This window comes from Pseudomonas sp. FP2335, from assembly GCF_030687535.1.
Taxonomy (GTDB): domain Bacteria; phylum Pseudomonadota; class Gammaproteobacteria; order Pseudomonadales; family Pseudomonadaceae; genus Aquipseudomonas.
Map to the genome: position 1 here is coordinate 2,571,370 of NZ_CP117437.1, position 22,166 is coordinate 2,593,535.

The window sequence follows — 22,166 nt, forward strand, 5'->3', positions numbered from 1 at the left end:
GAAGAGCTCATGTCCTCTTTTGCTGAAATGATCGAAAACATCACCCCGGACATCTACGCGAGCCTCAAGCTTGCCGTGGAAATCGGCAAATGGTCCGATGGCCGCAAGCTCAGTGCCGAGCAACGCGAGCTGTCGTTGCAGGCGATGATTGCCTGGGAAATCCAGAACCTGCCGGAAGAGCAGCGCACCGGCTACATGGGCCCGCAGGAATGCCAGTCGAAGTCGACCACCGTACCGAACATCCTGTTCAAGTCGGATGCGATCCATTGATTGAAATCGGTCGTGGTGCAGTCAGCAAAATGTCGGCGCAACTCGGTGAGCCGACCGTTCAATACGCGTTTCGCCTGGGCGATGCCGAGGTGCCGGTCAATCCGTTGATCGGCAGCCATATCCGCCTGGAATACCTTGGCGCCATCCATTGCAGCCATTGCGGCCGCAAGACCAAGACCAGCTTCAGCCAGGGGTATTGCTACCCGTGCATGACCAAGCTGGCGCAGTGTGACCTGTGCATCATGAGCCCCGAGCGTTGCCATTACGACGCAGGCACCTGCCGTGAACCGTCCTGGGGCGAGAAATTCTGCATGACCGACCATGTGGTGTACCTGGCGAATTCGTCGGGGATCAAGGTCGGTATCACCCGTGCCACTCAGTTGCCGACCCGTTGGTTGGACCAGGGCGCGAGCCAGGCGCTGCCGATCATGCGCGTGGCGACCCGCCAGCAGTCCGGTTTCGTTGAAGATGTGTTCCGTAGCCAAGTGGCCGACAAGACCAATTGGCGCGCATTGCTCAAAGGCGACGCTGCGTCCGTGGACCTCAAGCAAGTGCGCGATGAACTGTTCACGTCCTGTGCCGAAGGCATCAGCGCCTTGCAGGAACGCTTTGGCCTACAAGCCATCCAACCCGTTACCGACATCGAGCCGATAGAAATCCGCTACCCGGTGGAGCAATATCCCGCCAAGATCGTCAGCTTCAATCTGGACAAGAACCCGATTGCCGAAGGCACGCTGCTGGGGGTCAAGGGCCAATACCTGATCTTCGATACCGGCGTCATCAATATCCGCAAGTACACGGCCTACCAGCTCGCCGTGCATCAGTAGAAGGACACCAAGCATGCGCACCGAACAACCGAAGATGATTTACCTCAAGGACTATCAGGCGCCGGACTACCTGATCGACGAGACGCACCTGACCTTCGAGTTGTTCGAGGACCACAGCCTGGTCCACGCGCAACTGGTAATGCGCCGTAACCCTGAGCGCGGCGCGGGCTTGCCGCCGCTGGTGCTGGATGGGCAGCAACTTGAGTTGTTGAGCGTGAACCTGGCGGACCAGCAACTGACTGGCGCCGATTACCAGTTGACCGACAGTCACCTCACGCTGCAGCCGAAAAGTGAGACGTTTACCCTCGATACCACGGTAAAAATCCACCCGGAAACCAACACCGCCCTTGAAGGCCTGTACAAATCCGGCGGCATGTTCTGCACCCAGTGCGAAGCCGAAGGCTTCCGCAAGATCACCTACTACCTCGACCGCCCTGACGTCATGAGCACCTTCACCACCACGGTGATCGCCGAACAGCACAGCTACCCGGTGCTGCTCTCCAACGGCAACCCGATTGCCAGCGGCCCGGGCGAAGACGGCCGCCACTGGGCGACCTGGGAAGACCCGTTCAAGAAACCAGCCTACCTGTTTGCGCTGGTAGCCGGTGACCTGTGGTGCGTTGAAGACAGCTTCACCACCATGACCCAGCGTGAAGTGGCATTGCGCATCTACGTCGAGCCGGAAAACATCGACAAATGCCAGCACGCCATGACCAGCCTGAAAAAATCCATGCGCTGGGACGAAGAAACCTACGGCCGTGAGTACGATCTCGACATCTTCATGATCGTTGCCGTCAACGACTTCAACATGGGCGCCATGGAAAACAAGGGCCTCAACATCTTCAACTCCAGCGCCGTGCTGGCCCGTGCCGAAACCGCCACCGATGCCGCGCACCAGCGGGTCGAGGCGATTGTCGCCCACGAATACTTCCACAACTGGTCGGGCAACCGCGTGACCTGCCGCGACTGGTTCCAGCTGTCGCTCAAGGAAGGGTTCACCGTCTACCGTGACTCGCAATTCTCTGCCGACATGAACTCGGCCACCGTCAAGCGCATTCAGGACGTGGCGTACCTGCGTACGCACCAGTTCGCTGAAGACGCCGGCCCCATGGCTCACGCGGTGCGCCCGGACAGCTTTATCGAGATATCCAACTTCTACACCTTGACCGTGTACGAAAAGGGTTCGGAAGTGGTCGGTATGATCCATACCTTGCTCGGTGCCGAAGGCTTCCGCAAAGGTAGCGACCTGTATTTCGAACGCCATGACGGCCAGGCCGTGACCTGCGACGACTTCATCAAGGCCATGGAAGACGCCAACGGTGCCGACCTGACCCAGTTCAAGCGCTGGTACAGCCAGGCCGGCACCCCACGTCTGGCTGTGAGCGAGTCCTACGATGCCGTGGCAAAAACCTACAGCCTGACCTTCCGCCAGAGCTGCCCGCAAACCCCGGACAAGGTGGAAAAACTGCCGTTCGTGATTCCCGTGGCGTTGGGCTTGCTGGACGCGCAGGGCGCGGCTATCGCCTTGCGTCTGGCCGGCGAAGCCAGCGCTGGTGCTACGTCACGGGTGATCTCGGTGACCGAGGCCGAGCAGACCTTCACGTTCGTCGACATCCCCGAGCAGCCGCTGCCTTCGCTGCTGCGCGGCTTCTCGGCGCCGGTGAAGTTGAGCTTCCCGTACAACCGCGATCAACTGATGTTCCTGATGCAGCACGACAGCGACGGCTTCAACCGCTGGGACGCCGGCCAGCAGTTGGCGGTACAGGTGTTGCAGGAACTGATCGGCCAGCATCAGGCCGGTCAGCCGCTGCAGCTGGACCAGCGCCTGGTCGACGCGCTGGGCACGGTGCTCAGCGATGAATCGCTGGACCAGGCAATGGTTGCGGAAATGCTCGCGCTGCCAGGCGAAGCCTATCTGACGGAAATCAGCGAAGTGGCGGATGTCGATGCCATCCACGCTGCCCGCGAGTTTGCCCGCAAACAATTGGCGGACAAGCTGCATGACGCCTTGTGGCTGCGTTACCAGGCCAATCGCGAGCTGTCGAAGAAGACCCCTTACGTGGCCGCGGCCGAGCACTTTGCCCGTCGTGCTTTGCAGAATATTGCGTTGTCCTACCTGATGCTCAGCGGCAAGCCCGAGGTGTTGGCTGCGACGTTGGAGCAGTTCGACGCCAGCGACAACATGACCGAGCGCCTGACCGCACTGGCGGTGTTGGTCAATTCGCCGTTTGACGCCGAGAAGGCCCAGGCATTGGCGGTATTTGCCGAGAACTTCAAGGACAACCCGCTGGTCATGGACCAGTGGTTCAGCGTCCAGGCCGGCAGCACCTTGCCCGGCGGGTTGGCGCGGGTGCGGGCGTTGATGGAGCACCCGGCGTTCACCCTGAAGAACCCGAACAAGGTGCGTGCATTGATTGGCGCGTTTGCCGGGCAGAACCTGATCAACTTCCACGCGGCAGATGGCTCGGGCTATCGCTTCCTGGCGGATCTGGTGATCCAGTTGAACGGGTTCAACCCGCAGATTGCTTCGCGTCAATTGGCGCCGCTGACCCGCTGGCGCAAGTATGACAGCGCACGTCAGGCGCTGATGAAGGCCGAGCTGGAGCGCATTCGCGCCTCGGGTGAGTTGTCGAGCGACGTGTTCGAGGTGGTCAGCAAGAGCCTTGCGTAAAGCCCATGGCATTTGATTCGCCACTGGCCGCCTATCAGCACGCCATCGCCGAGCAGGGCTTCGTCACCGACGACGCCCAGCGTCGGGCGGTGGAGGCTTTGCAAGCGTGTCACGAGGCGCTGCATCAAGGCCGTTCACACGTCGCCGGGGTTTACCTGTGGGGGCCGGTGGGGCGTGGCAAGACCTGGCTGATGGACCAGTTCTATCAAAGCCTGCGCGTGCCGGCGCGGCGCCAGCATTTTCATCACTTCATGGGCTGGGTGCACCAGCGCTCGTTTCAGCTCACGGGTATCCACGATCCCTTGCAAGCCCTGGCCCGAGAGTTGGCCCGGGAGGTGCGCGTGCTGTGTTTTGACGAGCTGTTCGTCAATGATATTGGTGACGCCATCATCCTGGGTCGCCTGTTCCAGGTGATGTTTGACGAGGGGGTGGTGATGGTCTGCACATCCAACCAGCCGCCCGACCAGTTGTACGCCGGCGGGTTCAACCGCGAGCGTTTCCTGCCGGGTATCGCGGCGATCAAACAGCATATGCAGGTGGTGGCAGTGGACGGCGCTGAGGATCACCGTCTACACCCTGGCACCGGGCTGCAACGTTATTGGGTGAATCGGCCCGAGGCCTTGGCCGAGGTGTTCAAGCACTTGAGTGAAGGGCAAGCCGTCAGCAAGGGGGCGGTCAGCGTCGGTTATCGTTCGATCATGGCAGTGCAGGCCAGCGAGACCGTGCTCTGGTGCCGTTATGCCGACCTATGCGAGCAACCGCTGTCGGCCATGGATTTCATGCAGTTGTGTGATCGTTACCGTGCGATCTTGGTGGGCGAGGTGCCCAACCTGAGCGCGCAGAAGCGTCCGGGACGCATTGCACGTGGCACTGAGGACGGTGCACAGCGGGTGGCGGCGGGGGATCGGGAGCTACCCGAACTGTCGGTACACGATGACAGCGTGCGGCGTTTCATTGCGCTGGTGGATGAGTGCTACGACCGCAAGGTGCCGTTGTTCATCGAGGCGGCGGTGCCTTTGGAGTGTCTTTACACCGAAGGCTACCTGGAATTTGCATTTCGTCGCACACTCAGCCGTTTGCAGGAGATGCAGTTGCAGCGCTTTGGCATGTGAGAAAAAATCCGCGCACTGCCTTGTTGGTGCGTGTGGATGCGCACAACCTGTGCCGTTTCTGTCGGGTATTGGTAGTAAATCTCCTTCATCTATAGCCTGCGCCGCGCATACAATCGTTCGCCTCAAAGGGAGACGATTCCCGTGTTGTCGCGATCGAGGAAGGCAATGGACACTCCAGACATTCTGGTGCTGCAAGCCAGCTACACCAATACCGTGCACGCCGAGGCCATCAGCCTGGTACTCAACCATTACGCCGAAGACCCGATGGGGGGCGGTCACAGCTTGCCTGCCGACCTGTTGCTGCAACTGCCTGGCGAGCTGGCCAAGCGCCCACACGCATTCAGCGTGCTGGCATTTGTCGGCGGTGAGCCGGCGGGGTTGGTCAACTGCTTCGAGGGGTTCTCGACCTTTGCGTGCCGTCCCTTGGTCAACATCCATGATGTGGTGGTGATGCAACAGTTCCGTGGCTTGGGTCTTAGCCAGAAAATGCTGCAGAAGGTCGAAGAAATCGCCCGTCAGCGTGGTTGCTGCAAGATTACCCTGGAAGTACTTGAGGGCAATGCAGTCGCACAATCGGCGTATCGGAAGTTTGGTTTTGACGATTCGAAGTTTGATCCGGCGCACGGCCGCATGCTGTTCTGGAATAAACCGTTGTAAGTAGTGAGTTGTTAAGCGTGCAAAAAAAAGGCGCCTGAATCTGGCGCCAAGTTTACCTTGGCCAAAGGAGCGGGAAGGCTAAGGGAGTTGCGCGTTGATTAAATCTTCGGTTGTTGCTCGTCACCGCGTTGAGCCGCTTGTTCAGGCTTTGGTTGTTTTGCGTCATTGGCCGCAGTTTGCTCGGCTTTGCCATTGGACTGCTCTTGCATGAGCTTGAAGTTGGCGTAGAACTCCTTCGAACGCTCGGCGCCGCCTTCGGCAAAAGCGGCAGCAGAGGTCAGGGTCATCAAGCCTGCAAGCATCAGCGTAGAGAGTTTCATCGTCGGTATTCCCAGTCGGTTTTGAGGGGTGTCGGTCCGCTTGGACCAGACTCGTGGGGCCGATTATGTGCAGGCTTGATTAAGAGAGGCTTAACTGAGCGGCGTCGAAACTTAACGTTTTTGTTAAATTTCGAAGCGCCGCAGGGCAGGGGGATTAAAGTTTCCAGTCCAGCGCCAGTGTAATAGAGCGTGGGTCGCCCCAATACACGCCGTTATAAAAGCCGACGCGTTCGTAGTACTTTTTATCGAATAGATTATTCACGTTCACCGAAGCCGACACGTGCTCGTCGAACTGGTAGCGCGACATCAAGTTGACGACGGTGTAGGCCTGTTGGACGATCTTGGCGCGTTCGGTGTTCAGGTAGCCCTCATCGTCCCGGCCACCGCTGGGGCGGTCGGCGAACTGGTAGAAATCACTCTGCCAGTTCACTCCGCCACCCACTGTCAGCCCGCGCCATTCGCCCGGCAGGCGGTAGGACGTCGACACCTTGAGCATGTTCAGCGGCACGTTGGTGTTGTTGCGTTGCTTATCACCATTGAGCGAGTGCGTGTAGCTGTAGCCCGCCGTGAGGTTCCAGTCGGGCAGCACTTCGCCCGATACCTCGGCCTCGAACCCTTGGACCTTGCTGCCTTTGCCGCTGGATGTGTAGAACTGTTCGCGGGTCACTGGGTCTGGTTCGGCTGCGTTGTCCAGTTCGGCGACGTTGTCCTGGGTGCTCCAGAAATACGCAGCGGCCAGGTTTACGCGCTCGTTGAGCAGGCTGCCCTTGATGCCGAGCTCATAGTTGCTGCCGACCACGGGCTCAAGGTATTTGCGGCTGACATCACGCACGCTTTGCGGGTTGAAGATGTCGGTGTAGCTGGCGTACACGGTGTACTGCGGCGTGATGTCGTACAGCAGGCCCGCGTAGGGGGTCCACATGTCGTTGTGGGTCTGGCTGGTTTTGGTGGCTTTGGTCAGGTTGAAGCTGGCGTCGTACTCCGGCGACACGCTTTCGATGTCCCAACTGCCATAACGGCTGCCCAGCACGGCGTGCAGTTTGTCGGTCAGGCTCAGGCGCGTGGCGAGGTAACCGGCCTTCTGTTTCTTGCGCGAGTGTTCGCCCTGAAGGTTGGTGGTGCGGTCGGGGAACTTGGCGATGGCGCCCATGTGCTTCCAGTCCTCGATGGTTTCGTAGCCGTCAGGCGTGGTGAAGCGCTGGTAGGGCGAAGCATCGCGCTGCTGGGACTCACCGTAACCCACCATCAGCTCATGCTCGCGACCCAGCAGCGCATAGGTGCCGTTGAGATTCAAATCGACCACGTCCATTTTCGAAGTGCCGACCATCTGGTTGGTCCAGGCGGTCATGCCACTGCCATCCGGATTGGGGAAGCCCGCACCGCCGTAATACACCTTGCCGTCGGTATCGCTTTGTCGATGGGTATAAGCGGCTTTGAGACGCCAGTCGGCCGACAGCTTGTGGTCGATGGAGGCAAAGGTGGTCTTGTCCTTGAGTGGCCAGGAGCTCCAATCTGCCGCCAGGTTGGCCGAGCGCGAGAGTCGTGCCTTGCTGCCGTCGCTGTTCCAATAGGGAAGGGTGCCCCAGGAGCTGCCCTGCACATGTTTGTTCTGGTAATCGAAGCCTACGGCGACCACGGTGTCGTCTGTCAGGTCGCCTTCGAGAATGCCGTAGCCGACTTCCCGTTGCAGCGCGTAATTGTCGCGAAACGACTTGCTGTCGCGGTACGCCAGCACCGTACGCCCACGCAGGCGCCCATCAAATGCCAGTGGGCCGCCGACGTCCAGGTAGCTGTAGTAGTTGTCATGGCTGGCACCGCTGACGCCGGTCTTGGCTTGCCACTGGGCGGTGGGGCGTTTGCGGATCATGTTGACCGTGGCCGAAGGGTTGCCGGCGCCGGTGGTCAATCCGGTGGCGCCCCGCACCACTTCAATACGGTCGTAGATGATGGTGTCGGCGTCTGACTTCATGCGCCCGAAGGTGTTGAGCATGCCGTCGATCTGGAAGTTATCGATGCCGTAGCCACGCGACGAGTAGCCCGCCCGGTCCGAATCCAGATGCTGGACGGTAACCCCGGTGGTCTGGCGCAGTACATCAGTCAGTGTATTGAGATTGAAATCATCCATCTGCTGGCGAGTCACCACCGAGATCGACTGCGGGGTTTCCTTGATCGACAGGTTCAGCCGGGTGGCGGTGCTCATCGAGCCGGTCGTATAGGCCCCGGTGTGCTCGGTGGTGGTGCCAAGGCCTTCGGCGGTGATGCTGGTGCTGCCCAGCTCCAGGGCCTTGCTCGGCGTGGCGTCGGGGTCGGTTTCAGCCAGCAGGTGCGGGCTCAGTGCGGCACTGAACAGGCCGAGGGAGAAGGTCATGGAACGGGTAAAAGGCGCGAACATCGCGGAAGACTCCTTGTCGTCTTTGAGGCCTTCTCGGTAAGAAAAGGCCTTGGCTCAAAGACGAAAGGAGCGCCCGAACTTTAGGGCTGAATGAGAATGATTGTTATCTTTTTGTTGCGAGCGGTCGTTTACTTGGCCACCACATCCGTAGGCTCGGTCTTCTTCGGTTTGATCAAACTGAAATCAATCAACGGCTTCTGCTGGCGCATGTACGGGTTGCCGATCATCTGTGGGCGCGCCTTGAAGCTGTCGCTGACCAGGCTCTTGCTATGGTCCAGTTCGTCGAAACTCAGCCCGGCCAGGTCGGCCCAGGTGTGGATCAACTGCGAGCTGCTGTAGGGCCGCTGCAAGTCGCCGGCAAAGCTCCAGTCGTGGCTTTCGCGCCATTTCGGCGAGGCGTAGGCCATGAACGGAATGGTGTACATCGGTGCCGTCGGCTTGCCTTCGTTGCGCCCCAGGGTGGTGTGGCCGGCGGAATCGAATACGTCTTCGCCATGGTCCGAGAGGTACAGCAAAAAGCCGTTCGGGTCGGTCTTGGCGTAGTCCTTGATCAGGCTCGACACCACGAAGTCGTTGTACAGCACGGCATTGTCGTAGCTGTTGTAGGTCGGCAACTGGTCGTCGCTGATCCCGGCAGGTACGCCCTGGCGGTCGGTGAACTTGTCGAAGGTCGGCGGGTAACGGTACTGGTAGCTCATGTGGGTGCCGAGCAAGTGCACCACGATGAACTTGCGCTCCGCCGGGTCGGCCAGGGCCTTGGCGAACGGTGGCAACACGTCGCCGTCGTACTGGCGGGCGTTCTGGTTGCGGTTGTTGTTCAGGTACACCTGCTCGTCAGCTTGTTCGGAGAAGGTGGTAAGCATGGTGTTGCGCTTGGTCATGGTCTGCTGGTTGGTGATCCAGTAGGTTTTGTAACCGGCCTGCTTCATCACGCTGACGATGGATGGGGTCTTGAGGTACAGGTCCGGGTTCTCTTCGTCGGCGAAGGTGAGGACCTGTTGCAGCGCTTCGATGGTGTAGGGGCGCGGGGTGATGACGTTGTCGAACACCGCCAGTTGATCGCGCAGCTTGTCCAGTTCCGGTGTGGTGTTGCGCGGGTAGCCATAGAGGCTCATGCGCTGGCGGTTGGTGGACTCGCCGATTACCAGCACCAGGGTCGACGGTTGGCCGGCCATGTTGTCCTTCAGATTACGCAGCGGCGGGATCTGGCTGGCGCTGTCGAGCATGCCCTGCATATTGTCCAACTGCTGGGTGTAGCGGTGATAGGCGACGATCATCTGCCACGGCACCGCCGGTTCGATACGGGCTTCGAAGCGATCGAAGGCCTCTTCCAGGGTGTCGCTGCGGGCGATCTGCTTGACCAGTGGGTAGCCGACAATCGCAATTACGATAGCGGCGGCCGCCACCAACGCCTGTCCGCGTGGCAGGTAGACCGGGCGTACACGGGTCCAGAGGAATATGGCCACGGCGGTGTGGGCAATGAACGCCAGCACGATCCACCAGGCGAAGTACTGGGTGGCATATTCGCCGGCTTCAGAGATGTTCGACTCGAACATGATGAAGATGACGCTTTGGGAAAATTCCTGCTGGTAGATGAAGAAATAACCCAGGCTGGCCATGGAGCAGGCCCACAGCACCACGCCAATCAAGGCGGAAAGCAAACGGGTTTGGCGCGGGAATATCAACAACGGGGCCAGCCACAGCGCACTCATGAAGAACGCCTGACGAAAGCCCGCAAAACCGGAAACGCCGGTCAATTGGATCAGAAGTTGAGTAATGCCCGAAAAGTACCAGAAAAACAGGAACAGCCAGCACAGGCCAGCCCAATCAAAGCCTTTCGCAGACTTAGTGCTGCGTTTGAACATCGCCATCCAGCGCTCCAACCCGGTTATTTTTCAGCTGTGTGCAGGGACGCACGCAACACAAGCCACCCTTGCATGGGGTGGCCCTTGGGGGCTGGAGTATCGAGAAGGGGGTGTGAAAACTTTGTGAGTTATTTGTAAGGATTACCTTACGAGGCGCTCAGTGTCGGGGCTGGGGCTTGGCTGAGCTGGCCTTGCAGGTGCGAACGCAGGCGCAGCACTTCCTGCTGCAATTGATCGCGCTCATCCTTCAACTGGCGCAGTTCATCGCGACGGACAGTGACGTAGAGGGTCTGTGGAGGGCGGGTCATCTGTGCTGTGCTCATTGCTTGCCTCGCAAATAGCCGGTGGATCGCGGTGCCAGAACGCTTGATTCGAGGTTCTCGGCATCAGTCGGAAGCAAGTCTGAATTCTTTTTTGCAGCAAGGGAACTTTTTTATTTTTGGTGGTCGTGTGACTTTCGCTGCCGTGATGTTGAAACGATGGCTATTTTTTTGTCATGAAACTGAATGGATCTGTGCGGTTCTGATCCTCATTAGGCGCATTGCGCTATAAACTATGTCACACATTTTTTTAGTAGTTAGGAGCATCAGCACATGCAACTGGGGATTATCGGACTAGGCCGCATGGGCGGGAATATTGCACGGCGCCTGATGCTCAATGGGCATACCACCGTTGTTTTCGACCGTAACGAAGCATTTGTCAAAACCTTGAGCGAAGAGGGCGCCACTGGCGTCGGCGGCCTCAAGGAACTGGTCGCCGGGCTGCAACAGCCGCGTGCCGTATGGGTCATGCTGCCAGCAGGCGCGCCCACCGAAGACACCATCAATGAGCTGAGCACGCTGCTGGAGGCTGGCGATGTGATCATCGACGGCGGCAACACCAACTATAAGGATGACGTGCGTCGCGGCAAGGCACTGGCGGAAAAGGGCCTGCACTACGTTGACGTCGGCACGTCCGGCGGCGTCTGGGGCCTGGAGCGCGGCTATTGCATGATGATCGGCGGCGACACCGAAACCGTGCAGCGCCTGGACCCGATCTTCAAGACCCTGGCCCCGGGCATCGGCAACATCCCGCGTACCAAAGACCGCAAAGACAGCGCTGACCCGCGCGCCGAGCAAGGCTACATCCACGCAGGCCCCGCGGGTTCCGGGCACTTCGTCAAGATGATCCACAACGGCATCGAATACGGGATGATGCAGGCGTTTGCCGAAGGTTTCGACATCCTCAAGACCAAGAACTCGGACAACCTCCCAGAAGATCAACGTTTTGACCTCAACGTCGCCGACATCGCCGAAGTCTGGCGCCGTGGCAGCGTGGTGTCGTCCTGGCTGCTGGACCTGACCGCCGACGCCCTGGCCACCGACCCGAAACTCGACGGCTACTCCGGCTCCGTGGCCGACAGTGGCGAAGGCCGCTGGACCATCGAAGCGGCCATGGAACAAGCCGTGCCGGTGCCGGTGCTGTCCACTTCGTTGTTCGCCCGTTTCCGTTCGCGCCAGCAGAGCACCTACGGTGACAAAATGCTTTCCGCCATGCGCTTCGGCTTTGGTGGCCATGTGGAGACGTCCAAAAAATGACCGCCAACGGCAAGAAGTCCAAGGCCGAACCCGCTCCACCCACCATATTGTTTCTGTTTGGCGCCCATGGCGACCTGGTCAAGCGCCTGCTGATGCCGGCGCTGTACAACCTCAGTCGAGATGGGTTGCTGGGCGATGGCCTGCGTATTGTTGGCGTTGATCACAACGCCATCAGCGACGCCGACTTTGCCAAGAAGCTCGAGGACTTCATCCGCACCGAGGCCGCCAGCAAGGTCAAGGGCAATGCCGACAATGCCCTGGACCCACAGTTGTGGGCCCAGTTGGCCAAGAACATCAGCTACGTCGAGGGTGACTTCCTCGACGACAGCACCTACGTGGACATCGGCAAGAAGATCGCCGACAGCGGCACCGCCAATGCGGTGTTCTACCTGGCCACCGCGCCGCGCTTCTTCAGTGAAGTGGCGCAGCGCCTGGGCAGCGCGGGGCTATTGTCGGAAACCGAGGATGGCTTTCGCCGCGTGGTCATCGAAAAACCCTTCGGCTCCGACCTGGCCACCGCCGAAGCGTTGAACGCCAGCCTGCTCAAGGTGATGAGCGAGAAGCAGATCTATCGCATCGACCATTACCTGGGCAAGGAAACCGTACAGAACATCCTCATCAGCCGTTTTTCCAATGTGCTGTTCGAGGCATTCTGGAACAACCATTACATTGACCACGTGCAAATCACCGCCGCCGAAACCGTCGGCGTTGAAACCCGGGGCAATTTCTTCGAAAAAACCGGCACCTTGCGCGACATGGTGCCCAATCACTTGTTCCAGTTGCTGGCGATGGTGGCCATGGAACCTCCCGCTGCGTTTGGTGCCGACGCGGTGCGCGGTGAAAAAGCCAAGGTGATTGGTGCCGTGCGGCCCTGGTCCCTGGAGGATGCGCGAGCCAACTCGGTACGCGGGCAATACACCGCCGGTGCAATCGGCGGCAAGCCACTGCCCGGTTACCGCGAAGAAGCCAACGTCGCGCCCGACAGCAGTACCGAGACCTTTGTCGCCCTCAAGGTGATGATCGACAACTGGCGCTGGGTTGGCGTGCCGTTCTACCTGCGCACCGGCAAGCGCATGAGTGTGCGCGACACCGAAATCGTCATCTGCTTCAAGCCTGCGCCTTATGCGCAGTTCCGCGACACCGAGGTGGATGAGCTCAAGCCCACCTACCTGAAGATCCAGATCCAGCCGAACGAAGGCATGTGGTTCGACCTGCTGGCCAAAAAACCTGGGCCGACCCTGGACATGGCCAATATCCAACTGGGTTTTGCCTACAAGGACTTCTTTGAAGTGCAGCCGTCGACAGGCTACGAAACCTTGATCTACGACTGCATGACCGGCGACCAGACCTTGTTCCAGCGTGCCGACAACATCGAAAACGGCTGGCGTGCGGTGCAACCGTTCCTCGATGCCTGGAAGCAGGATGACGGCATCCAGCCCTACAAGGCCGGCGAAGATGGCCCCGCCGCGGCAGACGCGTTGCTGGCCCGTGATGGCCGCACATGGCACTCCCTCGGATGAGTGATGCCGCGATTCATCCCATCCGCTTTATCCTCAGCGACCTGGACGGCACCCTGCTGCATCCCGATCACCGGCCCAGCCAACGCACCGTTGATACGGTACGTGCGTTGCGCGCCGCCGGGGTGTTTTTCAGCCTGGCCAGCGGGCGTCCGCCCAAGGCCATGCTGCCTATGGTCGAGACTTTCGGTATCGATATTCCGGTGGCCGGCTTCAATGGCGGCACGTTGATCAGTCCTGATGGCAGCGTGCTTGTCGCCCATCATCTGCCTGCTGAAGCGGCGCTGATTGCCCTGGCGCTGTTTTCGGCCGCGCCGGACGTCGAAACCTGGGTGTTTGCCGACGGTGACTGGCTGCGCCGCGACCTACCAGGGCCGATGGTGCAGCGCGAGACCGATGGCTTGGGTTATGGCCCGGTCGTAGTGGAGAGTTTCGAGCCGTACCTGGACCGCATCGACAAAATCGTCGCCGCCAGCCTCGATACGCAACGCTTGATTGAACTGGAAGCGCATTTGCAGCCCAGGGTGCAAGGGCTGGCGCAGGTCTCGCGTTCACAGCCGGTGTACCTGGACGTGACGGCGATGCTGGCCAACAAAGGCGAGGCGTTGAAGACCCTGGCCGCCCACCTCGGAGTGCCGCTGGAGCAAACGGCGGCGATTGGGGATGGCGGCAATGACCCGGCGATGTTCCAGGTGGCCGGGTTGTCGATTGCCATGGGGCAGGCCGAGGAGGCCGTCAAGCGTCAGGCCAGCGTGGTCACCGGCAGTCATGTCGAGGATGGCGCTGCCGAAGCCTTCGAGCGTTTCATCTTGTCTGCCGGCCTGCGATAGACAGCTACCACAGGCCCTCTGCGTTATACCTCGATACTGCTGGCCGCCCTTGGCGCCCTGATCGACGGGGCGCCACGACACGACAAGGAGTCGTCCCGTGGCCACGCACGCATCCTCTGCCCTCAATGGGCTCTCGCTGTAGCCGATACCACAAATCAGGCGCCATTTTCTTGCCTGCCCCACGCTGCAAGAAGTGGCAATTGCCGTCTTGCAGCAAAGCTTGGGCAATCAATATCGGTGGTTGGTTATCAACCCGTCTCACCCGGTGCTGATGGAGCCGGTCTACATCTTTGACGGCAAGGCCTTCAAGCTGGCCGGCCACAACAGCCTGACATTGGTCGATGCGTTGATCGAACGATGTGCCACCGGGACATTCGTCGACTATTCCGACGGGACGTTCCTGGCACAAAGTGCGCAGCCGAATTCATCGCTTCCACTGCAGGTCAAAAGCAGTGACGTGGAAGCCTTGATCAATGATCGTGGCCCGCAGTTGCTCGAGCGCTATCAAGAGGCATTGGTCAACTATTGGATGGAATCAGGCACCCACGGCACGGCGCGCTTTCTGTGGGGTGATAGGCAACCGTCGCAGTGTCGTGGAGGAGGGTGAAGTGCAAGCCTATGTCGACGTGCTTGAACCCTTTGACCACCGCAGTATCTGGACTTTCAAGCAGCAAGGTACGCAGGAGGAACCGATGTGGCGGGAAGTGCCTGCACCGCTTGTGAAGGCTGCGGATGAGCTTGCTGCCCATGAGCAACTGGCGAATATCGGCGGTGAAGCCAATCGCTTGTGGCGCGGCGCGGGAAACCAGTTTACCCAGCTCCTCCAGATGGAGGCATTCGCTCGGTTCTCACCACGGCTGGTGCGCAGAGAGTGGTTGAACTATGCGAACAAGATGGTCCGGCAACGAGATTTGCTGATCGATGCACTGAAAGTACCTGCGGCCTCGCCGAAGCATCAGGAACTACTGGAGTTTTTCAAAAACACACCCAGTGCCCTGTATGACGAAGTCATACGCTTTCAGGAGCAGGCGTCGCTGGCCCGTAATCGCATGATCCTTCACGGGGCCCCCACATCGGAGGGCCTTTTGACGTTGTACAAGGCGTGGTTGATCGACGTGGTGGAACTGGACAGCCATGACCCGTTGATTCGCCCATTTGTGGTGCGGCAGCGTTCCTCAGGGCGCGAACTCTGGTTTGCACGTTTTTTCTACGAAGATCAGAGTGCGCGCAACATTGGTTACCACTTTTCCCGAGGACTGCTACTTCGATATGCTGATCGAAATGCCAGCTACCACAAGTTGAAACAACGCACCTCGAACAACCAGCTGCTGATCAATGTTTTACGTTCCAACATTGATCGAGAAGTTGCCGAAACGGTGTTCTTTGGCGAGGACGTCAACCCCGCCGACCAGTAATTACTCCGGCATGGCCCAGGACTGAAGCTGATAGCCACTTTTGTCGAGTTCGGCGCGGGCTTGCAACAGCAGGTCTTCCAGTTGCGCCGGGTCGGTATAGGCGCTGGACGACAGTTGCTTGCTGCCGATACGCGTGTTGGTGCGGTCGATGACGCTCAGGCTGAGGGCGCCATTGCCGTCATGCCAGGCCACGCATTGAAAGGGTTGGAAGGCACGGTCTGCGATCAAAAGAGCTTCGTTGATGCGGAGCGGGGCGTTCATGTGGGTCGTCTCTCTAAATGCCCAATCAAGTGGAGTGCCGTCGGTTGGGCGGGCCGTACGGCGAGTTACTTGTACTGATGCACGATGGCGGGGTACGGGTCACATGTTAGTGTAAGAAAAATCCAACTTTCGTGATGAGTGTCATGTAAGCGGCTGTTTTGAAAGCCCAATGAAAGTTTTCCGGGATGGTAACTTTTTAGCCGTTGGCGTTGGGAGCTGGCTTTTTGCCAACACTTATAGCGAAACGGTACAAGGCGTGCGTCAATATCTTGCTACTGTTGCTATCAGAAGCCACAAACCATTGTTTCTAAATAACTTTAACAATTTTGGCGTCAAGGAATAGTCATGGTTGTTACACCTGTGCAACGTCGCTTGCTGGTGGTTGACCCTTGTGAGGATTGTCATGGGTTGTTGCCCGGTTTACGAACGGCCGGGTGGGAGGTCGACAGCTGTGCCCTGGAAGCCGTCGGAGACCGCTCGTGTGATGTCGGCTTGCTGCGTTTGCAGCCTTATCATCTGGAGCGGCCCGAGGCAGTCAAGGAGCTGATCAGTCGCAGCGGCACTGAATGGATCGCCGTGCTCAGCCAGGACGTGCTGCGCCTGCAAAACGTCGGTGATTTTGTCTGCGAATGGTTTTTCGACTTCCATACCTTGCCTTTCGACGTGGCCCGGGTGCAGGTCACGCTGGGGCGCGCGTTTGGCATGGCGCGGTTGCGTGGTCAGGCCACCACCCCGGTGGACGGGCCTGAACATGAGCTGCTGGGTGACAGCCGTCCCATACGCGAGTTGCGCAAATTGCTCGCCAAGCTGGCGCCCACGGAGTCTCCGGTGCTGATCCGCGGCGATAGCGGCACAGGCAAGGAGCTCGCGGCCAAGACCCTGCACCGTCAATCCCAACGCCACGCCAAACCGTTTGTCGCGATAAATTGCGGGGCGATCCCGGAGCACCTGATCCAGTCCGAGTTGTTCGGGCACGAGAAAGGTGCGTTCACCGGCGCCCATCAACGCAAGGTCGGGCGCATCGAAGCGGCGAATGGCGGCACGCTGTTTCTCGATGAGATCGGTGATTTGCCGATGGAGCTGCAAGCCAACCTGCTGCGTTTTCTCCAGGAAAAACAGATCGAACGTGTCGGCGGCAGCCAGCCCATCCCCGTGGATGTGCGGGTCTTGGCCGCGACCCACGTCGACCTGGAGGCGGCGGTGGAGAAGGGCACTTTCCGCGAAGACTTGTATTACCGGCTCAACGTTCTGCAAGTGGTGACCGCGCCGTTGCGCGAGCGCCACGGTGATGTGCCGATGCTGGCCAACCATTTTTCCCGGTTCTACAGCCAGGAAACCGGACGCCGCCCGCGCAGCTTCAGCGAAAACGCATTGGCCGCACTGGGCCAGCACCCATGGCCGGGCAATGTGCGCGAGTTGGCCAACCGCGTGCGACGCGGCCTGGTACTGGCCGAAGGGCGCCAGATCGAAGCCGCTGATCTGGGATTGCAAAGCGAGCAGGCAATTGTTTCACCGATGGCTACACTGGAGGACTACAAGCACCGCGCCGAACATCAGGCGCTGTGCGATGTGCTCAACCGGCACAGCGACAACCTGAGTGTCGCCGCCCGTGTGCTGGGGGTTTCCCGGCCGACGTTCTACCGGTTGCTGCACAAACACCAGATCCGCTAGGGCGGGTAAACGAAAAGCCCCGCAACGACCCTTATCGTTGCGGGGCTTTTTTTGTCGTGAGCGGTCAGAAGTAATACGGGAATTTCAGGCTGAACGTAAAGTCCGGTGCATCATCCGTCATGCCGATCGCCAGGTTCGGCACGATCGTCAGGTTATCCGACGCGGCAATCGTCATCCCCACGTTGAAGTAGCCGGCGTTGGCATCGCTGGACACTACCGACTGCCAGTCTCCACCGTTGGGCTTGAGCCTGCTCTTGCGCTGGATCAGGTCGGAGACCGAGAACGACATACTCATCTTCTCGTTCAACGCAAACGCTACGCCAACCCCGAGCTGGAAGCTGTCGCCAAGGCTGACCTTGCCGCCGACTTTCTGATTGACGTCACTGCTGATGTCGTCAAACGAGCCCTGGAAGTTGTGGGTGTAGGACAACGAGCCAAACAACACGGCTGGGTCGAAGGTCTTGACCAGGGAAATGCCCGGCGTAACCGACCAGACACCGTTACCCGTCGGCAGGTTCTCCGGCACATACAGGTTGTCGTTGTTGGCCGACTTGACCAGCTTGATCCCGAACGGCTCTTTGCCCGTAGGCGCCTTGACCCGCAACGACACCACCGCATCCGGCAGGCTGGGCGTTTCGTCGAGGAATTTGTAGGCCACGCCAAAGTTGACGTCACCGATGGTTGGGTCGCGGGTCACCGACTCTTCCGACGTGGCGGTGGCATTGTTGCCGGCGCCGGCCGACTGATAAGTCGACTCGCGGTACACCACAGGTACGTTTATGTCGAACTGCCAACGGTTGTCGACGTTGTAGCGCCCGGTCAGGTCCAGCGTCCAGTTGTCGGCCTTGATCCGGTCCAGGTTGATATTGCCGAGGAAGATCGAGTCCAGCGCCAGGAAACCGTTGAGGGTCAACTGGCGCGCATCGTAACGTGCATAGGTGACACCGGTTTCAAAGCTGAACTTGCCATTGCCAAAGAAGCCACTGGCTTCGTTGTAGAGGTTGCTCACACTTTGTGCGGGCGCCGAATCGTCCTTGAGCGACTGGCCATAGGAACTGCCACCGCCGCCCGCGCCACCGGATGCGGCTGCCGCGCCCGTGCCTGCCACGGTAGCGCCGCTGGCTTTCTGGAAGTCCGCAGGGGACTTGGCCAGGCGCCTCGGTGCCGGTGTGGCCGGCTGATCCTCCACTTGGCGTACGCGCTGTTCGAGCACGGCCAAGGCTTTTTGTTGCACTTCGTACCGCTGTTTAAGTTGCAGAAGCTCCTGTTTGAGGGTCTCGATATCGGCATCTGGCGCTGCATACAAAACGGATGCGGGCAAGAGCGTACTTAAGCAGACCACCGCACGTAGCGATAACGATCGATGCATGAAAAAGCCGTCCTTTTCTGAATGCTAAAGTGTCGAGGGTCAGCGTAGTTCAATAACCGAGCGTGCGTAGGCCTTTGAGTTGTTCAAGATTGCAGTTCAAGGCTGGGTTGTTCAGGCTGTTATTGTTCATCACGACGTTAAGTTGGGTCATGTTATTGACGAAGTTGGTATTGCCGGTCAGTACCGTGCCTTGCAGCACAGTGCCGCCACCAATACTCTGGAGGCTGTTGCCCTGGTTGTGATTGGCCTGGATCGCCATCTGCAAGCCGCCATTGTTGGCCGAGACGCTCACCTGACCGGCTGCACTGGCCCCTGTCACCGTGCCGCCCGCCGCCAGTACTTGCCCGGATTGCGCCATGTTGGCGGGGGCGAAGCCGTTGTCGCTGATGGTGATGCCGACGTTGTTGTAGGCGGTGTTGCCATCACCTGCCGAGCGTACGCTCTGCGTCACGCCTTGGCCGCTGCCCAGGCCAGCGCCGCCGGTTACCGTGCCGGTGCCGGTGTTCTGGTTGGTACCAGTGCCAGACGAGCCAGTGGTTTGCACATAAAATTGCGGGGTAATGGTGGTTTTGTCGATCTGCATGCTGGCCTTGCCGGTGATGGTGTCACCGATGGCGTTGGTCCAGGTGCTGCTCATGACAATGCCAAAGCTGATGATTCGCCCTGGCATCACATAACGGCCGCGAAGTTCGGACATCTCCGAATCCTTGAGTTCAATAGGCTTGAACGCCGATGAAGCATAAGCGGGCATTGAGGCTGCCAGGCACATGACCGTCAGCCAACGGTAAGTGTTCATCTTTTGCTCCTGGAGCGTCCTGCTCCTTATTGCGCTTCGTTAAAAGAAGTCGCTTTGGATGAAACCGAAGTCCATCAGCTCGGCGTCGCCGACAGGCCTGAACTCATTCAACTGGTTCTTGGCGGTCAGCGGCAGGGGCGGGTCGAGCAAGACGTTGGCCTTGTCGTAACCTTCGCCCAGTACGGCGAAGACGATGCCGTTCCAGCCTTTGACGAAGTCGTCGTGTGAGTAGCGTTTGTGGCCCAGTACCGGGTCGCCGATGTAGACCCAGTCCTTGTCGGCCCGCTGCATCACCACAAAGTGCTTGTAGCCACGAATTTCCAGCAGGACCACCACGGGGATCTTCACGGTCACCAGGGTCTCTGGTGCAATTTTGTAGCCCCGCGCACGCATGCCGATGCTTTCGAGGTAGCGCTTCATGTCCAGCATCGAAAAGCCCTGGGTGCGGACCAGATCCTGGTCGGCGTTGACCAACATGCCTTTGATGACGTGATCTTCGTCTACGTCGAGCCAATAGCCCTGGCGCAGGATGGTGGCGAGTGCCGCGGCACCGCAGCTGAAATCGGTTTTCTGTTCCACCAGGTTGGCGAACCGGCGCTCACGGATGCTCTCGACCTTCTTGAAGATGACTGCACCGCCAGGCATGGCGGAAATCGCCATGTTGCCTGCCCAGGCCGGGCCGGTGAGCAACATCAGGAGGCTGAGGGTCGCGAGGCGCATGATCGTATGACCTGTTGGACACTGGAATAAAAAAGGGCCTTGTTTCCAAGGCCCCGTTGCATCAGAAGCGCACGCCGCTTTGGCAGACGCTGCAACCTTGGCCAACAGACAGGCTGTTGCTGCCTTGGTTACCCGAACCCGATTGCAGGTTCACACCCACGTTGCCGGAGTTGCGGTTGATCGAGTTGTCGGCACTGGAGTTGTTAGATACGTATTGAGCCTTGTTGCCCCAACCGTACCCGTGGCTGGTAGCGGCAGCATTCAGGTAGTTGTTGCCGAGCGAGTTTTGCTCGGTGTTGGCAGCTGCAGCGATGTTTTTGCCATCAGCCGTGGTGATTGCCAGGTTGTTTTTGCCTTGGTTGCCTTGGCCGGACTGACCGTTGTAGCCCACGTTGCCGGAGTTATGGTTAACGGCGTTGTCCAGCGAGGTGTTGTTTTGCGTGCCTTTGTTGACGAAGTTGTTCAACCCGCTGTTTTGGTTCACATCGACTACAGCGAACACGGTGGCAAAGTCGCCTTTGGCACTGGAGATCGCGCCAGAGTTGTCTGCTTGGTTGCCGCTGCCAGCCTGGACGTTAACCCCGGTGTTACCGCTGTTTTCGGTTACCGAGTTATCGGCAGAGGCGTTGTTTTCGGTCTTGGTGTCGTCAAACTTGTTACCGATGCTGTTTTGCACATCGGTCACCACGGAGGCAACCACGCCAGTGGGTTGCGGAGCTGGGTGCCAGCCACCACCACCTGCTTGAGCAGCTGCTGCCATCAGTGCGGCGAGAGCGAAAACCATTGGTTTCAGAGCCATTTGAGGTTTCATGGTGTTTCTCCTTGCTTCTAATTAGTTGGTTAAGTGTTGGTACGGTCTAACTAGTGCTATCAAGCAGTTACTTGATAGTGATGCCCAGGGTGTTAGCCACTCGGTTCCCCACCCCGGCACTCTGGTTCACCTGTATCACTCCTCGGCTGCCGGTGAAGGCCTGGTCGCTTGTCACGACCTGGCGGCTGCCAGTGGTGGGGGTGAGCCCTGAGTCGGTCGCCAGCGTCGTGGTGTTCTGTTGCACCAGGACGCTGTCGTCGATGCTTTGCGGGGCAGGGTTTACGCTGATCCGCACGGCATTGACTTGTTGGTTATTGGCCCCGGCCGACTGGTTGACGCCCAGTACACCGTTGCCGTTGGTAAAAGAGTTGCCCTGAATCGCCGCCTTGGCGTTCGTGGACGGGTCAACACTGCCATCCATTCTCTGGATATTGAGTGTGCTGGCCTGGCCACCGAGCGTGATCGCCCGGTTGTTGGCCTGTTGCTGCTGATTACCGGCCGCTTGGTTGACCGATAAATTGCCGGTGTAGTCAGTGCCGCTGTTGTTGATCACGGCGCTGTTGTCGGCCATGGCGCAGGCACTGCCCAGCAGCGCGAGAAGGAGCAGGGAACGGTTCATTGTTTGCCCCCCAGCATGTTGCCGAGATTGTTCAAGGGCGCCATGCCGCGCTGGATCGAATCGCTGATCTGCCCGCCCATGCTGCTGCCCGAGCCGTGGCCGGAGGAAGCGCCGGCGCCGAGGGTGGACATGCTGTTCTGCGTCGCACTGACACCGGAGAAATTGCCGGTTGGCTGCAGTGCCGTGCGAGTGATGCCCAAGCCGCTGTTGACGCCGCCAAAGTCACGGTCAGTCAATTCGCCGGACATGGCGTTCAGAATGTCTTTGCTGGGATTGGCATTCGCCGTGTTGGGATAAGGATCGGGCCCGAAGGACGCGCGGCCATACATGTGCGCCTGGACGTCGCGGCCGGTCACGATCACACCGTCACCCGCATAGCTCGGAACACTGATACCAACGCTGAGTACACAGCTGATCAGCAGAACGTTCATCGAACCTTGAGTGAATGTGATCACGGCGATATTCC

Annotated in this window: 22 protein-coding genes; 11 read left to right on the plus strand and 11 right to left on the minus strand. The window is 59.3% G+C overall.

The genetic code is table 11. The features are described from left to right. Window positions 1-9 precede the first annotated feature (9 nt). From PSH81_RS11465 to PSH81_RS11485, 5 genes are all read left to right on the plus strand, one after another. Window positions 10-270, plus strand: a complete 261-nt coding sequence (locus PSH81_RS11465; protein ID WP_065927897.1) for a YeaC family protein — start codon at window positions 10-12, stop codon at window positions 268-270. Beyond that, the gene (locus PSH81_RS11470; RefSeq protein WP_192299674.1) at window positions 267-1,097 is read left to right on the plus strand and encodes a DUF2797 domain-containing protein; all 831 of its coding nucleotides are present in this window, start codon (window positions 267-269) and stop codon (window positions 1,095-1,097) included. Before PSH81_RS11465 ends, PSH81_RS11470 begins: the two co-directional genes overlap by 4 nt. Before the next feature lie 13 nt (window positions 1,098-1,110). Next, the gene (gene pepN, locus PSH81_RS11475) at window positions 1,111-3,768 is read left to right on the plus strand and encodes an aminopeptidase N (protein WP_226457161.1); all 2,658 of its coding nucleotides are present in this window, start codon (window positions 1,111-1,113) and stop codon (window positions 3,766-3,768) included. Window positions 3,769-3,773: 5 nt separating this feature from the next. Then, entirely contained in the window at window positions 3,774-4,880 is a 1,107-nt protein-coding gene (zapE, locus tag PSH81_RS11480; protein ID WP_226457160.1) for a cell division protein ZapE, read from the plus strand. A gap of 165 nt (window positions 4,881-5,045) precedes the next feature. Next, window positions 5,046-5,537, plus strand: a complete 492-nt coding sequence (locus PSH81_RS11485) for a GNAT family N-acetyltransferase (protein WP_226457159.1) — start codon at window positions 5,046-5,048, stop codon at window positions 5,535-5,537. A gap of 98 nt (window positions 5,538-5,635) precedes the next feature. Here the strand turns inward: PSH81_RS11485 and PSH81_RS11490 are convergent, their stop codons facing one another. The 4 genes from PSH81_RS11490 to PSH81_RS11505 all read right to left on the minus strand — a co-directional run bounded on the left by PSH81_RS11490 (window position 5,636) and on the right by PSH81_RS11505 (window position 10,422). Continuing rightward, window positions 5,636-5,857, minus strand: a complete 222-nt coding sequence (locus PSH81_RS11490; protein ID WP_226457158.1) for a hypothetical protein — start codon at window positions 5,855-5,857, stop codon at window positions 5,636-5,638. Between the two features lie 154 nt (window positions 5,858-6,011). Further along, the gene (locus PSH81_RS11495; RefSeq protein WP_305392557.1) at window positions 6,012-8,249 is read right to left on the minus strand and encodes a TonB-dependent siderophore receptor; all 2,238 of its coding nucleotides are present in this window, start codon (window positions 8,247-8,249) and stop codon (window positions 6,012-6,014) included. 128 nt (window positions 8,250-8,377) lie between these two features. After that, window positions 8,378-10,120, minus strand: coding sequence for a phosphoethanolamine transferase CptA (locus PSH81_RS11500; protein WP_226457156.1), 1,743 nt, complete (start codon window positions 10,118-10,120; stop codon window positions 8,378-8,380). Window positions 10,121-10,260: 140 nt separating this feature from the next. Continuing rightward, window positions 10,261-10,422: a DUF6026 family protein gene (locus tag PSH81_RS11505; RefSeq protein ID WP_226457155.1), complete on the minus strand. Its 162-nt coding sequence runs from the start codon at window positions 10,420-10,422 to the stop codon at window positions 10,261-10,263. 285 nt (window positions 10,423-10,707) lie between these two features. Between PSH81_RS11505 and gnd the strand changes: the two genes are divergently transcribed. The 5 genes from gnd (at window position 10,708) to PSH81_RS11530 (ending at window position 15,453) form a co-directional block, all read left to right on the plus strand. Further along, complete coding sequence (gene gnd, locus PSH81_RS11510; RefSeq protein WP_192299666.1) at window positions 10,708-11,691, plus strand: phosphogluconate dehydrogenase (NAD(+)-dependent, decarboxylating); 984 nt, start codon at window positions 10,708-10,710, stop codon at window positions 11,689-11,691. Then, window positions 11,688-13,211 carry a glucose-6-phosphate dehydrogenase gene (gene zwf / locus PSH81_RS11515; RefSeq protein WP_192299665.1) on the plus strand — a complete coding sequence of 508 codons (1,524 nt, stop codon included), beginning with the start codon at window positions 11,688-11,690 and terminating at the stop codon, window positions 13,209-13,211. The genes gnd and zwf overlap by 4 nt, the downstream gene beginning before the upstream one ends. Beyond that, window positions 13,208-14,038, plus strand: coding sequence for an HAD family hydrolase (locus PSH81_RS11520; RefSeq protein WP_305392558.1), 831 nt, complete (start codon window positions 13,208-13,210; stop codon window positions 14,036-14,038). The genes zwf and PSH81_RS11520 overlap by 4 nt, the downstream gene beginning before the upstream one ends. Window positions 14,039-14,231: 193 nt before the next feature. Next, complete coding sequence (locus PSH81_RS11525; protein WP_305392559.1) at window positions 14,232-14,645, plus strand: hypothetical protein; 414 nt, start codon at window positions 14,232-14,234, stop codon at window positions 14,643-14,645. Between the two features lies 1 nt (window position 14,646). Beyond that, a complete protein-coding gene (locus PSH81_RS11530) occupies window positions 14,647-15,453 on the plus strand; it encodes a hypothetical protein (RefSeq protein ID WP_305392560.1) in 807 nt (268 codons plus the stop codon). Here PSH81_RS11530 and PSH81_RS11535 read toward each other — a convergent pair whose 3' ends face one another. Beyond that, window positions 15,454-15,714 (minus strand): hypothetical protein, encoded by a 261-nt coding sequence (locus tag PSH81_RS11535; RefSeq protein WP_305392561.1) that lies wholly within the window; start codon window positions 15,712-15,714, stop codon window positions 15,454-15,456. It lies immediately after the preceding gene. A 345-nt stretch (window positions 15,715-16,059) separates the two neighbouring features. Between PSH81_RS11535 and PSH81_RS11540 the strand changes: the two genes are divergently transcribed. Further along, on the plus strand, window positions 16,060-17,385 hold the full coding sequence (locus PSH81_RS11540; protein ID WP_305392562.1) for a sigma-54 dependent transcriptional regulator: 1,326 nt from the start codon (window positions 16,060-16,062) through the stop codon (window positions 17,383-17,385). A gap of 64 nt (window positions 17,386-17,449) precedes the next feature. On the opposite strand, the gene PSH81_RS11545 is transcribed toward PSH81_RS11540, so the two are convergent. The 6 genes from PSH81_RS11545 to PSH81_RS11570 form a co-directional block, all read right to left on the minus strand. Then, the gene (locus PSH81_RS11545) at window positions 17,450-18,754 is read right to left on the minus strand and encodes an autotransporter outer membrane beta-barrel domain-containing protein (RefSeq protein ID WP_192299661.1); all 1,305 of its coding nucleotides are present in this window, start codon (window positions 18,752-18,754) and stop codon (window positions 17,450-17,452) included. A 49-nt stretch (window positions 18,755-18,803) separates the two neighbouring features. Continuing rightward, window positions 18,804-19,550: a hypothetical protein gene (locus tag PSH81_RS11550; protein WP_226457151.1), complete on the minus strand. Its 747-nt coding sequence runs from the start codon at window positions 19,548-19,550 to the stop codon at window positions 18,804-18,806. Between the two features lie 39 nt (window positions 19,551-19,589). Then, window positions 19,590-20,270 (minus strand): C39 family peptidase, encoded by a 681-nt coding sequence (locus tag PSH81_RS11555; RefSeq protein ID WP_226457150.1) that lies wholly within the window; start codon window positions 20,268-20,270, stop codon window positions 19,590-19,592. A gap of 61 nt (window positions 20,271-20,331) precedes the next feature. After that, complete coding sequence (locus tag PSH81_RS11560) at window positions 20,332-21,081, minus strand: hypothetical protein (protein ID WP_305392563.1); 750 nt, start codon at window positions 21,079-21,081, stop codon at window positions 20,332-20,334. A gap of 67 nt (window positions 21,082-21,148) precedes the next feature. Beyond that, entirely contained in the window at window positions 21,149-21,700 is a 552-nt protein-coding gene (locus tag PSH81_RS11565; protein WP_226457148.1) for an adhesin, read from the minus strand. Further along, window positions 21,697-22,131, minus strand: a complete 435-nt coding sequence (locus PSH81_RS11570) for a hypothetical protein (protein WP_192299770.1) — start codon at window positions 22,129-22,131, stop codon at window positions 21,697-21,699. The genes PSH81_RS11565 and PSH81_RS11570 overlap by 4 nt, the downstream gene beginning before the upstream one ends. Window positions 22,132-22,166 lie beyond the last annotated feature (35 nt).